This window comes from Saccharothrix variisporea (assembly GCF_003634995.1).
Taxonomy (GTDB): Bacteria; Actinomycetota; Actinomycetes; order Mycobacteriales; family Pseudonocardiaceae; genus Actinosynnema; species Actinosynnema variisporeum.
Genome location: NZ_RBXR01000001.1, coordinates 1,630,521 through 1,644,863 on the forward strand (window position 1 = coordinate 1,630,521; position 14,343 = coordinate 1,644,863).

General features: G+C 72.9%; 11 protein-coding genes. 4 read left to right on the forward strand and 7 right to left on the reverse strand.

The genetic code is table 11. The features are described from left to right. Positions 1 to 63: 63 nt before the first annotated feature. Positions 64 to 1,746 carry an AMP-binding protein gene (locus DFJ66_RS06970; protein ID WP_121219065.1) on the reverse strand — a complete coding sequence of 561 codons (1,683 nt, stop codon included), beginning with the start codon at positions 1,744 to 1,746 and terminating at the stop codon, positions 64 to 66. 850 nt (positions 1,747 to 2,596) lie between these two features. Here DFJ66_RS06970 and DFJ66_RS06980 point away from each other — a divergent pair. Continuing rightward, positions 2,597 to 4,204, forward strand: coding sequence for a serine/threonine-protein kinase (locus DFJ66_RS06980; protein WP_121219070.1), 1,608 nt, complete (start codon positions 2,597 to 2,599; stop codon positions 4,202 to 4,204). Between the two features lie 14 nt (positions 4,205 to 4,218). On the opposite strand, the gene DFJ66_RS06985 is transcribed toward DFJ66_RS06980, so the two are convergent. The 4 genes from DFJ66_RS06985 to DFJ66_RS07000 are packed head-to-tail and all read right to left on the reverse strand — an operon-like array spanning position 4,219 to position 10,542. Further along, on the reverse strand, positions 4,219 to 6,252 hold the full coding sequence (locus tag DFJ66_RS06985; protein WP_147459184.1) for a transglutaminase domain-containing protein: 2,034 nt from the start codon (positions 6,250 to 6,252) through the stop codon (positions 4,219 to 4,221). Continuing rightward, positions 6,249 to 7,379, reverse strand: coding sequence for a DUF58 domain-containing protein (locus DFJ66_RS06990; protein WP_246029615.1), 1,131 nt, complete (start codon positions 7,377 to 7,379; stop codon positions 6,249 to 6,251). Before DFJ66_RS06990 ends, DFJ66_RS06985 begins: the two co-directional genes overlap by 4 nt. Continuing rightward, the gene (locus DFJ66_RS06995; protein ID WP_121219074.1) at positions 7,376 to 8,362 is read right to left on the reverse strand and encodes an AAA family ATPase; all 987 of its coding nucleotides are present in this window, start codon (positions 8,360 to 8,362) and stop codon (positions 7,376 to 7,378) included. Before DFJ66_RS06995 ends, DFJ66_RS06990 begins: the two co-directional genes overlap by 4 nt. Further along, positions 8,359 to 10,542, reverse strand: a complete 2,184-nt coding sequence (locus DFJ66_RS07000) for a fibronectin type III domain-containing protein (protein WP_121219076.1) — start codon at positions 10,540 to 10,542, stop codon at positions 8,359 to 8,361. Before DFJ66_RS07000 ends, DFJ66_RS06995 begins: the two co-directional genes overlap by 4 nt. Before the next feature lie 150 nt (positions 10,543 to 10,692). On the opposite strand from DFJ66_RS07000, the gene DFJ66_RS07005 reads away from it, so the two are divergent. Continuing rightward, complete coding sequence (locus DFJ66_RS07005) at positions 10,693 to 11,355, forward strand: hypothetical protein (protein ID WP_121219078.1); 663 nt, start codon at positions 10,693 to 10,695, stop codon at positions 11,353 to 11,355. Positions 11,356 to 11,365: 10 nt separating this feature from the next. On the opposite strand, the gene DFJ66_RS07010 is transcribed toward DFJ66_RS07005, so the two are convergent. Beyond that, on the reverse strand, positions 11,366 to 11,857 hold the full coding sequence (locus DFJ66_RS07010; RefSeq protein WP_121219080.1) for a MarR family winged helix-turn-helix transcriptional regulator: 492 nt from the start codon (positions 11,855 to 11,857) through the stop codon (positions 11,366 to 11,368). Between the two features lie 91 nt (positions 11,858 to 11,948). Between DFJ66_RS07010 and DFJ66_RS07015 the strand changes: the two genes are divergently transcribed. Both DFJ66_RS07015 and DFJ66_RS07020 read left to right on the forward strand, forming a co-directional pair. Beyond that, entirely contained in the window at positions 11,949 to 12,494 is a 546-nt protein-coding gene (locus DFJ66_RS07015; RefSeq protein ID WP_121219082.1) for a YceI family protein, read from the forward strand. A gap of 286 nt (positions 12,495 to 12,780) precedes the next feature. Next, positions 12,781 to 13,284, forward strand: a complete 504-nt coding sequence (locus DFJ66_RS07020) for an ATP-binding protein (RefSeq protein ID WP_121219084.1) — start codon at positions 12,781 to 12,783, stop codon at positions 13,282 to 13,284. A gap of 54 nt (positions 13,285 to 13,338) precedes the next feature. Here the strand turns inward: DFJ66_RS07020 and DFJ66_RS07025 are convergent, their stop codons facing one another. Further along, complete coding sequence (locus tag DFJ66_RS07025; protein ID WP_121219086.1) at positions 13,339 to 14,175, reverse strand: EamA family transporter; 837 nt, start codon at positions 14,173 to 14,175, stop codon at positions 13,339 to 13,341. Positions 14,176 to 14,343: the final 168 nt, after the last annotated feature.

Sequence of the window (14,343 nt, forward strand, 5' to 3'; positions counted from 1 at the left end):
CGAACCTACCGGCTCGTGGTCCTAAAAAGCAATCAACAGATCCTCACAACGTACTTTTCCACGTCAGCCGCGCAACGCCGGGAAGTCCTCGTCGCGGTACTCCCCCGGCCCGCGCTCGCCGCTCTCCCGAGCGCGCAGCTCCACCCGCCGGATCTTGCCCGAGATGGTCTTCGGCAGGTCGGCGAACTCCAGCCGCCGCACCCGCTTGTAGGGGGCGAGGTGCTCCCGGGCGTGCCGCAGGATCGCGAACGCCGTCTCCTCGTCCGCCGCGAACCCGGCCGCGAGCACCACGTACGCCTTGGGCACCGCGAGCCGCACCGGGTCCGGCGCCGGCACCACCGCCGCCTCGGCCACCGCCTCGTGCTCCAGCAGCACGCTCTCCAACTCGAACGGCGAGATCCGGTAGTCGGACGCTTTGAACACGTCGTCCGTGCGGCCCACGTAGGTGATGTAGCCGTCCTCGTCCACCGAGCCGACGTCCCCGGTGTGGTAGTAGCCGTCCCGCATGACCTCGGCGGTGCGCTCGGGGTCGCCGTGGTAGCCGACCATGAGGCCCAGCGGCCGGTCGCGCAGGTCCAGGCAGATCTCCCCCTCGGTGCCCGGCCGCCCGGTGCCCGGCTGCCCGGTGACCGGGTCGACCAGCACCACGGGGTAGCCGGGCACCGGGCGGCCCATCGAACCCGGCTTCACCGCCTGACCGGGCGTGTTGGCGATCTGCACGGTCGTCTCGGTCTGCCCGAACCCGTCCCGGATCGTCACACCCCACGCGGCCCGCACCTGGTCGATCACCTCGGGGTTGAGCGGCTCCCCCGCGCCGACCACCTTGCGCGGCGGCGTCTTGAGCGCCGTCAGGTCGGCCTGGATCAGCATCCGCCACACCGTGGGCGGCGCGCAGAAGCTCGTCACCCCGCAACGGTCCATTTCGGACATCAGCCGGGAGGGGTCGAAGCGCGAGTAGTTGAAGACGAACACGGTGGCCTCGGCGTTCCAGGGCGCGAACACGTTGCTCCAGGCGTGTTTCGCCCAGCCCGGCGAGGAGATGTTCAGGTGCACGTCACCGGGTTCCAGGCCGATCCAGTACATGGTCGACAGGTGGCCGACCGGGTAGGAGACGTGCGTGTGCTCCACGAGTTTCGGACGAGCCGTGGTGCCGGAGGTGAAGTAGAGCAGGAGCGTGTCGTCCGCCCGCGTGACCCCGTCGGGCGCGAATTCCTCGGACGCGTGTTCGGTCTCGGCGTACTCCAGCCACCCCTGCCGTTTTTCGCCCACGCTGATGCGCGTGTAGTCCCCCGGTACGTCGTCGAACTTGCCGGCGTCTTTGGCCCCGACCACGACGTGCCGCGCACCGCCGCGCTCGACCCGGTCCCGCAGGTCGGCGGGCGCGAGCAGCGTGGTGGCCGGGATGACGACCGCGCCGAGCTTCATCGCGGCCAGCAACGTCTCCCACAGCTCGACCTGGTTGCCGAGCATCAGGATCACGCGGTCACCACGCCGGACGCCCTGCGCGCGCAGCCAGTTCGCGACCTGGTTCGACCGCCGGGAGAGGTCGGCGAAGGACCAGCGCCCCTCGCTCCCGTCCTCCTCCACGATCCACAACGCGGTCCGGTCGTTGTCCCGGGCGATCACGTCGAACCAGTCCAGCGCCCAGTTGAACTCGTCGAGCTCGGGCCAGCGGAAGCCCGCGCGGGCCGCGTCGTAGTCGGTCGCGTGGGCGAGCAGGAAGTCACGGGCGTCGCGGAAGCTCATCTTCCCAGCGTGCGCACGACCGAAGTGCTCTGCCACCCCCATTTGGAGGTGTCGGTTGCTCTCTTGGCGCTTCGCTTCTCCGGGACGCGCTGCGCGCTCTCAAGCCGAACGCGCTCCGCGCTCTCAAGATCAAAAGCAAGCGCTCGCCGCGCGGCAGGCCCCCGGGGAGGAAGGGCGTCGGTTTCTTTCCCCGTCCGACCTGCCGGAGGCAACCACACTTGGCCCGTTTGAGCAACCGGAAAAGCTGGTTGCACAAACGGGCCAAGCGCGGTTGGGCTGCGCCCAGGCCGGACGGGGAAAGAAACCGAGGCCCTTCCTGTGGGCTCAGCAGCCCGGACTCGCGCTCCGCGCGAAAAGCATTCCGCCCTTCGGGCGCGCGGCTTCGGCACAAGACCGGCGGAGCGGTGCGGCCGGTGGGCAAGGTGGTGGCGGCGGAGCGGCGCGGCCGGTGGGCGAGGTGGTGGTGGCGGAGCGGCCGGTGGAGCGGGTCGCATGGCTCCGCGCGGAGCGCGGGTTGCAGTTCGCCGGGCTGCCGAGCCCACAGGAAGGGCCTCGGTCTTCCTCCGTACGGCCTGGGCGCAGCCCAACCACGCTTGGTCCGTTTGTGCAACCAGCTTTTCCGGTTGCTCAAACGGGCCAAGTGTGGTTGCCTCCGGCAGGCCGTGCGGAGGAAGACCGACGCCCTTCCCCTCCGGGGGCCTGCCGCGCGGCGAGCGCTTGCTTTTGATCTTGAGAGCGCGCAGCGCGTCCAGCTTGAGAGCGCGCAGCGCGTCCAGCTTGAGAGCGCGCAGCGCGTCCAAGACAGCGAAGCGTCACCGAGAAGCGAAGAGTCCGAGGATAGGATTCGGGAGTGGATCCGTCCGACGACCTGAGCGCCTGGGCGCCCGAACCGACTGCGACCGCATCCGCCGCGGTGAGCCTGCCCGGCTACAGCGACTTCCGGCTGGTCGCGCACGGGGGCGAGGGCACGGTGTACCGGGCTCGCCAGGACGGGCTGGGCCGGGACGTGGCGGTCAAGGTGCTCGACGTCACCGATCCGGCCACGGTCGCGCGGTTCCAGCGGGAGCTGGAGATCACCGTTCGGCTGGGCCGCCAGCACCCGCACATCGTGACCGTGCTGGACACCGGGGACATCGCGGGTCGGCCGTGCATCGTGATGGAGTACTACGACCTGGGCTCCCTGCACGACCGGCTGGCCGAGCACGGGCCGTTGCCGGTGGCCGAGGTGGTCGCGGCGGGGATCGCGGTGGCGGACGCGTTGGCGTTCGCGCACGGGCAGGGGATCCTGCACCGGGACGTCAAGCCGCAGAACATCCTGGTGCTGCCCACCTCCTACGTGCTGGCCGACTTCGGGATCGCGCGCGGCGCGGACGCGGGGCACTCGGCGTCGTTGCAGATGGTGAGCTACCGCCACGCCGCGCCGCAGATGGTCGAGGGTCACCCGCCGGCCGCCGCGGACGACCTGTGGTCGTTGGGCTCGACGCTGTTCACCCTGCTCGACGGGCAGCCGCCGTTCGCGTCGGCGACCCCCGAGCAGGACACCATGCTGGCCTACCTGGGCCGGGTCCAGTCCTCGCCGCCGAGGTCGCTGCTGCGCCGGGACGTGCCGCCGGAGCTGGTCGCGATCATCCTGCGCTGCCTGCGCAAGTCGCGCGAGGACCGCTTCCCCGACGCCGCGTCCCTGCGTGCCGCGCTGGCCGCGGTCCCGACCTGGGCACCGCAGTCCACAGTGGACCCGGACCACACCGCCGCCGTGCGCCGGGACGTGCCGCGCCACTACCCCGAAGGCCCGACGACGATCCCGGACTTCGGCCCCAGCCCCACCGTGCCCGACACCCCGGAGCCTTCCCCCGAACCGCCCCCGGCCGAACCCCCGGTCCGCACGTGGACCGAGGACCTGGCCGACCTGACCGTCCGCCACTCCACCCACCGACCCCCGGTCCCACCGCCCGCGCCCCCGCTGGTGACCCTCCCGCCGGACCGCCCGATCCCGGAGCGGTCCCGGAAGGTGTGGCCACGCGTGCTCGTCGGCGCGGCGGTCCTGGCGGTCGGTGTGGGCGGCGGTGTCTACCTGAGCACCCAGAACCGCTCATCCGGCCAGGCCGCCGCGACCACCACCACGACGACCACCACCACCGCCACCACCACGTCGGCAGCGGAACCGTCCGCCGATCCTCGCTTCACCCCGACGCTGAAGCGGTTGGAGGACAAGGGTTCCAGCATCACCGTGCACTGGACCGACCCGAGCGGTGGCAAGGCCCAGTTCGTGGTCTTCGACGTCACCGGCGCCACTCCGCGCGGGGTGGGCAACATCGCGGCGGGCAACACCCAGTTCACCGTCGAAGGCCTCGACCCGAAAGCCGAGCAGTACTGCTTCAAGGTGGTCGCGATCGGTCTGGAGGACTCGACCAGCCAACGGGGCTCCTCCGACCGCAGTTGCGCGGTCCGCAACGGCTGACCCCGCCGGACCCGTCAACGCCGCCAGAGCGGGCGTGGGTCGACGGCCCACAGCAATCGGCGCAGCCACGGCGTCTTCCGTCTCAAGGCTGCGGTGACGCTCCTGGCCAAGCGCCAAGCCTCGGGACCGGAACGCCCGGGGGTTGGTGCGAAGGCCGAGTGGTCCGCCAACTCCGCCAACCGGATCGCGGGCGGCGACAACGTGCGGGCGATCGCCGGGGCGGTCCGGTCGCGCGGTGGTGGATCGCCGGCCAGCACGAGCGCGTCCAGCACGTGGTCCCAAGCCCCACCGGCCCCGGCCCGCTTCAGCCGCACCCGACGCCCCGTCCGCGCGGCGACCAGCACCACCAAGATCAGCACCGGAACCCCGCCCAGCACCACCCACCCGATCCACCGGCGGGACTCCACCGGTCCGGCCTGCGACTGCGGTTGAGCAGCCGAGGGCACGAAAGGCGGCGGGGCCGACAACGCCGTGGTGGTCGGGGTCGCCGTGATGGACGCCAAGCGGTCCAGCACCTCGCGCTTCGCCGCCGCGCTCGACCCACCGGACGACGTCCCCGCCAAGGGGTCGAAGGGCACCCAGCCCCACCCCTCGAAGTACACCTCGGGCCACGCGGTGGCGTCGCTGCCCCGCACCACCCGCTCCTCGTCACCACCCACGGGCTGGAACCCGACCACCACCCGCGTGGGCAACCCGACCGCGCGCCCCAGCACCGCGAACGCCGACGCGAACTGCTCCGCCGTCCCCGCCCCGGCACCCGGCTCCCCGGCCGTCCCGAACAGGAACCGCTCCAGTCGCGCGTAGGAGGACCCCACGGGCGCGGCGGCGTCGGGCACCCGCCCGATCTTGACCACCTGCTCGAGGGCCACGGCCTTCTCGAACGGCGTCCGCGCGTTCTGCACGATCTGCCGCGCGTAATCGGCCAGCGAGAACGGCAACCCCGGCAACGCCAGGTACTTCCGCGCCCGCTCCCCCGCCGGCACGCCGGCCCGCACCAGGTCGGCGTCTTCCGGCGTGTCCACGACCCCGCGCACCCGGTAGCGCAACCCGGGCGACAGCTCGGCCGGCAGCACCAGGGACCCGGAGTTCGGGTCGACCATCGCCCCGTCCAGCGTCACCGCGGTCGGCCGCCCGACCGCCGGCACCCAGCTGCCGGTCAGCTCGCCGACCGTCACCTCCAGCTCGGCCTCCGCCGTGCGTGCGCCGGGCGGCAGGTCCGGCGCGGCCACGGCCCCGATCGGCCCGTACAGCGACGCCGCCCGCCACGCCGCACCGGAGTAGTCCGACAGCGCCGCCAGCCGGATCGCCCGCTCCGGACCGCGCACCCGGAACAGCTCGACCGGCCCGAGGTTCGCCCAGGAAGCCAACTGCGGCAACGGGTTCGACACCCCGAGGTCGGTCACCGGCGGCTCGACCAGCTCGCGCGGCTCGAACGCCCCGGTGGACGGCACGGCGAACGCCAGCAGCGCCACCACCGCGACCGGCACGAGCGGCAGCGCGGTCAGCACCCGGCCCCGCGACTCCAGCCGGTCGACCAGCAGCCACCCCGCCACCAGCAACGCCACCAGCACCAGCGCCACCAGCCCGTACCGGTCGGCCTTCCCCGCGGTCAGCAAAGCGGTGCACGTGTAGAGCACCGCCACGCCGACCGCCGGTCCCAGCAACGACCGGCCCGTCACGGACACGGCGACCGCCAGCGCGACCCCGAACACCAGCAGCACGCCCGGCACCAGCAGCTCCGGCGTCGCCGGGGCGGGCCGGGCCGCGGTGAGCAGGCGCGGCACGAGGTCCAGCAGCGCGGTGACCGGGTCGCCGGTCTCGGCGGTGTCGCGGACCACCCAGTACGCGCCGGTCAGCGCGAACGCCACCAGGCACAGCAACGTCAGCCCGGACGGCACCCGCCGCCACCGCACCAGCGGCACGCACGCGAACCCCGCCGCCACCGCGCCGGAGAACACCAGCGCGGGCACCCAGCCCTGCCACCCCGACCCGAGGTGGACCGCCGCCACGACGAGCAGCAACGCCGCCCAGCTCACCCGCGCGATCACCGCGCCACCGCCGTGCCCCACGCGGACAGCAACGACTCGGCGTCCGGCGCGCGCAGCACCAGGACGCCGCCGGACGAGGAGATCCCGGCGTCCGGGTCGACCGCCAGCACCACGCCCACCGACGCCCGCGACGCCTCCAGCGTCAACGCCGACAGGTCGGACGCCTCCCCGCACACCACGGCCACCACGTCGAGGTCCCGGATCGGCACCGAGGCCGCACCCGCCGGCCCGGCCTTCAGCTCCGCCAGCACGGCCAGCGCCGCGGACGCGTCGGCGTCCCCGGCGGCGACCTCGACGTCCACCGCGCCCGACGACGTCAGCAGCCGCACGGGGTGCCCCTCCGCGACCGCGACCGTCACCAGGGAGGCGGCCACCTCGACGGCGTCCTCGAACCGCGCGGCATCGGGGTAGCCGCCGGCGTGGTCGTCCAGCAGCACCGCCAGGTGCGGCCGGGCCGGGTCGGCGTCCTCGCGGACCATGAGCGTGCCGGTGCGGGCTGAGGTGGCCCAGTGCAGGCGGCGCAGGTCGTCGCCGGGCACGTACTCGCGCAGCCCCACCAGGTCCGTGCCGCCGCGCTCGACCCGCTCGTCCGCGCCGACGTGCCCGCGCCGCACCCCGCCGGGCAGGCCGCGCACCGGCAGCACGCGCGGCACGACCCGCACCTCCACCACGTCACCGAGGACGGTCCGGGCCACCGCCAGCCCGGCCAGGCCGCGCCGGTTCAACGTCAACGGCCCCACCGGGAGCAGACCTCGGGTGTGCGTGGGGATCGGGTACTCGACCTTGACCGTCTGCCCCGCCCGCAGCACCGGGATGTCCACCGGCACCACGTCCCCGGCCACCTGGTCGAAGGCGTCGAACAGCACCGGGAACCGCTTGCTGGTGCCGGTCAGCTCGACCACGCCCGCGCACGCGCCCAGCCGCTGCACCGTCCGGGGCCGCACGGTCCGGCGGGGCTGGACCCGCGCCCGCGACAACACGCTGAGAACCCCCGCCACCACCAACGCCACCAGCGCCACGCCCATGCCGACCACGCCGGGATACCGCCACCACAGGCCCAGCACCACCAGCAGCGCGCCCAGCACCACCGCGCCCAGCCCGCGCCCGGTCAGCCGCACGCCCTTCATCGCGACGACGGTCTGGGCACCGCCACACCCGCGACGACGTCCCGGAGCACCTGCTCGGTCGTCACCCCGGCCAGCTGCGCCTCCCGCGTCAGCACCAGGCGGTGCGCCAGCACGGGCACCACCAGCGCCTGCACGTCACCGGGCACCGCGAAGTGCCGTCCGTGCGAGGCCGCGTAGACCTGCACGCACCGCACCAACGCCTTGAGCCCGCGGGTGCTCGCGCCCAGCCGCAACCGGTCGTCGGCCCGCGTCGCCGCGCCCAGCTCGCCGATGTAGCGCAGGATCGGGTCGGCCACGTGCAGGGTCTGCAACCGGCGGCCGTACTCGGCCACGACGTGCGGGTTGGACACCGTGGGCACCGCGCCGACGAACCCGGCCCCGCTGCCCGGTCGCAGCACGTCCAACTCGTGCTCGGGCGACGGGTAGCCGATGGAGGTGCGCAGCATGAACCGGTCCAGCTGCGCCTCGGGCAGCCGGTAGGTGCCGTCGAGGTCGATCGGGTTCTGCGTGGCCACGACCAGGAAGGGCGCGGGCACCGCGTGCGCCACGCCGTCCACGGTGACCGTCCGCTCCTCCATGACCTCCAGCAGCGCGGACTGGGTCTTGGCGGCGGCGCGGTTGATCTCGTCGGCCAGCACGATGTTGGCGAACACCGGGCCGGGGCGGAACTTCACCTGCCCGGTCTGCGGGTCGTAGACCGACGTGCCGGTCACGTCGGAGGGCAGCAGGTCGGGCGTGAACTGCACGCGCCGCGACACCCCGCCCAGCGCGCCCGCGACGGCACGCGCCAGCGTGGTCTTGCCGGTGCCGGGCACGTCCTCCAGCAGCACGTGGCCGCCCGCGAACAGCGAGACCAGGACCAGGTCCACCACGTCCCGCTTGCCCCGGACCGCGGTCTCCACCGCGTCACCGAGCCGTGCGTGCAGCACGCGGAACGCCGCGATCTCGTCCTCGCCGACCGCCGGAACCGCCGTTGTCGTCACTTGCTCCCCATGCCTGTCGCTTCACCTTCCGGGCGTCGGCGGTTGCGCAGACCCAGCAGCCACGCCGCCGCCAGCAGCGCGAGACCGCCACCGGCCATCGGCGCCGCCGAGGGACCGCGACGCGGCAGGCAGGTCCGCCCGCCGCTGCACGGCTCGGTCTCCGGGTCGCGCACGGCCACGCTGCGCGGGTAGGAGTCCACCGACTGCCCGCCGGCGGACGCCCGCACCACGAGCCGGTTCGAGCCGTAGTCCACGTAGATCTCGACCGACCCGCCACTGCACGGGATCGGCACCGAGTAGTCGTAGGTCGTGTTGACGACCTCGCACGAACCGCTGAAGTTGGCCCAGTCGGCGGGCGGGGAGGTGTTGACGACCCGGCTGAACGTGTCGCCGCTCAGGCCGACTGCCGAGATGACCACCGCACCGGCCGTGGGCATGCTCGGCGGCGGCGGGGTGGTGGTCGTGGTCGGCTGCGGCTGGGGTTGCGGCGCGGGCGGCTGGGTCGTCGTGGTGGTCGGCTCGGGCTGGGGTTGGGGCTGCGGCTGGGTCGTGGTCGTGCTCGTCGGGCCGAGGGTGCCCGACCCCCGCACGGTGTAGGTCGCGGTGGAGGCTTCGCCCGCGCCCAGGCGGTTGTAGGCCACCACGGACACGTCGAGCCGCCCGCTGGAGCAGAACGTGCCGGCGCAGGACAGGGACAGCTCGGTCGACGTGCCGGCCACCTGGGCGGTCTTGCTGCCGCCGGAGAACCCGCCGGTCGCGGTCACCGAGTAGCCGGACACCGCCTCGCCGTTGTCCGGCGCGGCGCCCCACGTCACGCGGACCACGACCGTGCTGCCGTCGTTGGACACCTGGTTCACCGTCACACCCGGCGGCCGGCCCGGCGCGACGCCCTTCACCCCGGCGCTCGGGGTGGTCGTGACGGCGGGCGGTTCCGTGGTGGTGGTCGTCGGGTCGGAGCCGCCGCCGCGCCGGTCGTCGCGCGTGGGCGGGTCGGGCCTGGGCGGCGGCGGGCTGGGCACGCTCGGGATCGGCGAGCGGTCCGGGTCGGTCACGGGCAGCTCGGGGCTGCGGATCACCACGTCGCGGGTGTGGCCGTCGGTGTCCACGATGACGCCGTTGGCCGCGCCGGGGGTGTTGATGAACAGCTTGCCGTCGTCGAACACCAGCTCCGGGTCGTTGCCGGGCGCGGGCACGTCCTGGCTGCCGCGCTTGCCGTCGCGGTCGAGCACGACGACCTTGCCCGCGCCGTGGCACGGCACGTAGACGCGGTCGCGGAACACGGCGGGGCGGCCGGGGCGCGCGCAGCCGTACTGCGTCATGTCGACGCGGCGCACGTCGTCGTCGGTGACCAGGACGACCGCGGCGGCGTCGGGCACGGACGCGGGCACCAGGCCGGCCGGGCTGGTCTGGGCGGCCAGCACCTCGCCGGTCAGCGAGTCGGTGCTGGCGGTCAGGTCGCGGGCGGTGCCGTCGCGCACGACCACGCCGCCCTCCAGGCCCAGCAGGGTCACACCGCGCTCGTGGGGCACCAGGGCGGTGCGCGGACCCGCGCCGGCCACGGCCCGGTTGGACAGCTCGCGGAACTTCTCGGTGTCCTCGGCCCATTCCAGGGCGTGCAGGTTGCCGCCGTGGTCGACGGCCCACACCACACCCCGGTCGTCGGCGACGACGTCGGCCAGGGGTCGGCCCACCCGCCACGGCTGCCCGACGTCGGCGAGGGTCACGGGGTCGACGTTGTGCACGGTGCCCGCGTCGCGGTCGACCACGTAGATCCGGTCGTCGACGATCAGCACCTTGGGCGACTGCCCGACCGGCGCCTGGCGTCGCCCGCTGGCCAGCAGGGTCGCCAGGTCGATCACCGTGATCTGGCCGGTGCGGCGGTCCAGGACGATCAGCTTGTCGTCGGACTGCGCGATCTCCAGCTGCGCGTCGCCACCGCTGACCTGCAACCGGGTCTGCGGCTTGCCCGAGCTCGGGTTGACCTGCACGACCTCGCCGCGCTCGTCGTCACCCAGCCAGGTCAGCCCGTCGGAGACGTCGACGGCGGTCCGGGCGATCCCGTTGCCCAGCGCCGCGCCGACCAGCAGCAACACGCCCAACGACGCCGCCGTGGCACTGGCGGACTGCCGCCGGCCGAAGCCGACGACCCGGCGCGCGATCGTTCCCAGCGATAACCCCACGCGCGGATGCTAACGCCCTCCTATGACACTTCGGAGAAGACTCTTCGGCCCTGCTCCGACCGGCCCACAAGGCTTACGGCCATCTGCGTCCACATCGGACCGATATCCTCCCCCACCGGAGGGACACCACTTCCCAGGGGGGAATCCGCGATGAAGGCTGCGCTCGTCCTCGCGCTCTTGCTGTCGGCAGGCTGCACGGCCGCACCACCGCCACCGACGTCGACACCGCCGGCCACCACGACCACGACGGCGGTCACCACCACCACGGCCGCCGGCATCACCGCCGAGACCGCACCTGCGCGCCTCAAGACCGTCGTGCTGCCGGGGGAGGCGGCGGTGGCGGCCGGCGCCGGGGCCGGGTTCAAGGACGACTGGACGAACAAGCGGTCCGTGCCCAGGCCGTGCGACCCGACGCAGAAGCGGGTGGACTACGGTTACTACATCCACTTCGTCCGGCAGTGGGAGGGCGAGCGGTTCACCGTCTTCGGCCTCGCCGCGTGGTTCGAGCACACCACCGCCGCCGACGTCGTGGCCCGGGTGAAGGCCGCTGCCGAGTCGTGCACCGAGTACCAGGTGGGCGACGACCACCGGCAGGTGATCACACCGGTCACCTTCCCGGACACCACCGGGCTGTCGGCTTCCTACGCGTTCTGCGAGGACGACGGTGTCCCGCTGTGCTTCGCGCTGCTGGCCCACGACCACGTGCTGTCGATGGTGGTCGTCACCGGCGCGCTCGACCGCCTCGTCCTGCTGGACAAGATGCGCGCACTGGTCGTCGCCACCGCGCCCGTCGTGGTCGAGAACGGGCACTGACGGGGGCGGGTCAGAACTCGACCATCTCCGCCCGCACCTGGGCGCACTCGGTCTGCAGGCCCCGTTCGATCGCCTGGCTGATCTCCGCCAGGGACCGCAGCTGCTCCGGGGTCAGCACGTCGAACAGGTGCTCCCGCACCGCCGTGACGTGACCGGGTGCCGCCGCCTCCAGCACCGCGAAGCCGCGGTCGGTCAGCACCGCGATGGAGCCGCGCCGGTCCGACGGGCACGCCTGCCGCTGCACCCAGCCCTCCTTCTCCAGGCGGGCGACCGCGTGGGAGAGGCGGCTGCGGGAGGAGTGGCACACCAGTGCCAGTTCGCTCATCCGCAGGGACCGCTCGGGTGCCTCGGACAGTGCGACGAGGATCTCGTAGTAGGCCACCGGCATCCCGGAGTCGCGCTGCAACTGCCGGTCGAGGTGTTCGGTGAACTTGGTCACGGCGGTCATGAAGCCGCGCCAAATCCGCTGTTCATCGGCGTCAAGCCACCGCACGTCGCTCATGTCTCCCATCATACGGTCCTGGTTGAACTCTCAACCAGGATGCGCTATGTTCGGTTGAGAGTTCAACCAGACCGAGCGAGAAGGACTTCCCATGACCACGCAGACCGTGCAGATCCCCGGCTACATCGCGGGCACGTGGGCGATCGACCCGGTGCACTCCGACGTCTCCTTCGTGGTCCGCCACCTCGGCATCTCCAAGGTTCGCGGCCACTTCGAGACGTTCGAGGGCCAGATCGTGACCGCGGAGAACCCGCTGGAGTCGACCGTCACGGCCAAGATCGACGCCGCCTCGATCAACACCAAGAACGAGGCCCGTGACGCGCACGTCAAGAACGAGGACTTCCTGGACGTCGAGAAGTTCCCGGAGCTGACCTTCACCTCCACCGGTGTGCGCGCCAACGGCGAGGGCTTCATCGTGGACGGCGAGCTGTCCCTGCACGGCGTGACCAAGGCCGTCGAGCTGGAGCTCGAGCTCAACGGCTTCGGCGACGGCTTCGAGGGCGCGAAGGTCGCCGGCTTCTCCGCCAGCACCGAGATCAGCCGCAAGGAGTTCGGCATCACCGGCGGCGCGGCGGGCGCGGCCGTCGGCGACAAGATCACCATCCTGCTCGAGGTCGAGGCCGTCCTGCAGGCCTGAGCAGCACCCTCGAAGGGGCCTGACCGGGAGATCCGGACGGGCCCCTTTCGCATGCACGCACAGTCGCGGTATCACTGGGACGGATGACCCCCGAATATTCCACCTCGACGATCATCCCGGTACGGTCTGAGACCTTCCAGGCACGAAACGTGAACCACCGGCCCGCTCCGCCCGTACTAATGGACACGTTCCGCTCACGGTGTCTAGACCACGTGGGTGACACGGGCTGTATTCATGGCACCATCTGGCGCAACATGCGGCTGGACGCCCGGCGAGGAGGATCGGTGTGAACGCCCGGACCGAACAGGTCGACGACATTCGACTCGTCGCGCTGCCCACCGCGGTCAACGTCGCGGACATGTTCGTGCGCTTCTCGCTCGGCGAGTGGAAGCTGCGCGCCATGCAGGACGAGGCCTCCCAGACCGCCCGCCGCCTGGTCGCGGCGGCCGTCGAGGTGGCCGACCACCGCGCACCCGGCTTCCTGCTGGTCCGGCTGCGGCTGAGCGGCAACTGCCTGGTCGTCGAGGTCGAGGGCAACCGCGTGGCCCTGCCCCCGGAGTTGGCCGGCGCCCGAGCGGGCCTGGTCGACCTGACCGCCGGCGGCCGACTGGCGTGGTGCGAACTCTCCCTGCCCTCGGGCATGAACGCCTCGGCCGTGCCGTTGCCCCGCCGCGAACCCCGCCGCTCCCCCGCCGCCGAGGCCCTGGGCGACGAGCCGGAGGTCGACCCCGAGGTCATCCAACGCATCCTGTACGGCCTGGGCGGCGCCGTGGACCGCCACCAGGACTGACGACCGGGGGGTTGCCCGACCGCGGAACACCACGGTCGAGCAACCCCGATCAGCTCACCGGGACAGCGCCGCCAGCGCCACCGCCAGCACGGCCATGCCGCACCACGACACGGCCGGCAGCCGCTCCCCCAGCACGACCACCCCCAGCACCGCCGCCACCGCCGGCTCGGCCAGCGTCAACGTCGTGGCAGCCGCCGCGGAGGTTTGCCGCAGCCCCAGCCCGAACAGCAGGTACGCCAGGAACGTGGTGAACACCGACAGGTGCACCACCACCGCGACCCCGGCCCCGCTGCCCAGCCACCCGACGCCCAGCACCAGCAGCACCGGCAGCGTCAGCGCCGACGCCCCTCCGAACACCGTCCCCACCACCGCCCGGGACGGGTGGCCGAGCCCGATGAGGTGCGCGCAGACCACGGAGTACACGGCGTAGGACAGCCCGGCGACCACCGCCAACCCCACGCCGACGAGGTCGACGTGCGCCTCCCCGCCGCCCAGGACCAGCGCGGCGCACCCGGCCACCGCCAGGGACGTGACCACTGGCCGCGCCCGCATCCCGAGCACGATCGGCGCGGTGGCCAGGGCCACGGTCGTCGCCACCGCCACCCCGGTCCGCGCGACGGCCGGGTAGAACGCCAGCGCGTACCCCGCGACCGTGACCGCGCCGACCAGCAGCAGCCGCCGGTCGGCGCGGGCGATCACGTCACGGGTGCCCCGCGCGGTGAGGAACAACAACAACCCGCCGACCACCAGGCCCGCCGCGCCGACCGCCGAGGCCGGCGCGGACGCGGGTGCCAGGGAGCTGACGGTTCCGGTGGTGCCCCACAGGACGCAGGCGCCCAGGATGGGCAGCGGTCCGTGGGTGAAGCGTGCTCGAACCACAGTTGATGACACGTGTTCTCCGTTCGCGGAAGTGAAGAAGAGCGCGCGAACGGGCGCACGGCGGACAGCCGAGCGTGCGAGGGGGAAGTGCCGCGGGTGCGCCCGTCAGGCGGCCGGCGGCGGCAGAACGACGTGTCGGTGGGAGTTCACGGCGGCGATCCTAGCCGATCGCCTACCCTG

Excerpts from the sequence above, each read along its gene's own strand:
- DFJ66_RS06970 (WP_121219065.1), bottom strand. The coding sequence starts at position 1,746 with ATGAGCTTCCGCGACGCCCGTGACTTCCTGCTCGCCCACGCGACCGAC.
- DFJ66_RS06990 (WP_246029615.1), bottom strand. The coding sequence starts at position 7,379 with ATGAAGGGCGTGCGGCTGACCGGGCGCGGGCTGGGCGCGGTGGTGCTG.
- DFJ66_RS07005 (WP_121219078.1), top strand. The coding sequence starts at position 10,693 with ATGAAGGCTGCGCTCGTCCTCGCGCTCTTGCTGTCGGCAGGCTGCACG.
- DFJ66_RS07010 (WP_121219080.1), bottom strand. The coding sequence starts at position 11,857 with ATGAGCGACGTGCGGTGGCTTGACGCCGATGAACAGCGGATTTGGCGC.
- DFJ66_RS07015 (WP_121219082.1), top strand. The coding sequence starts at position 11,949 with ATGACCACGCAGACCGTGCAGATCCCCGGCTACATCGCGGGCACGTGG.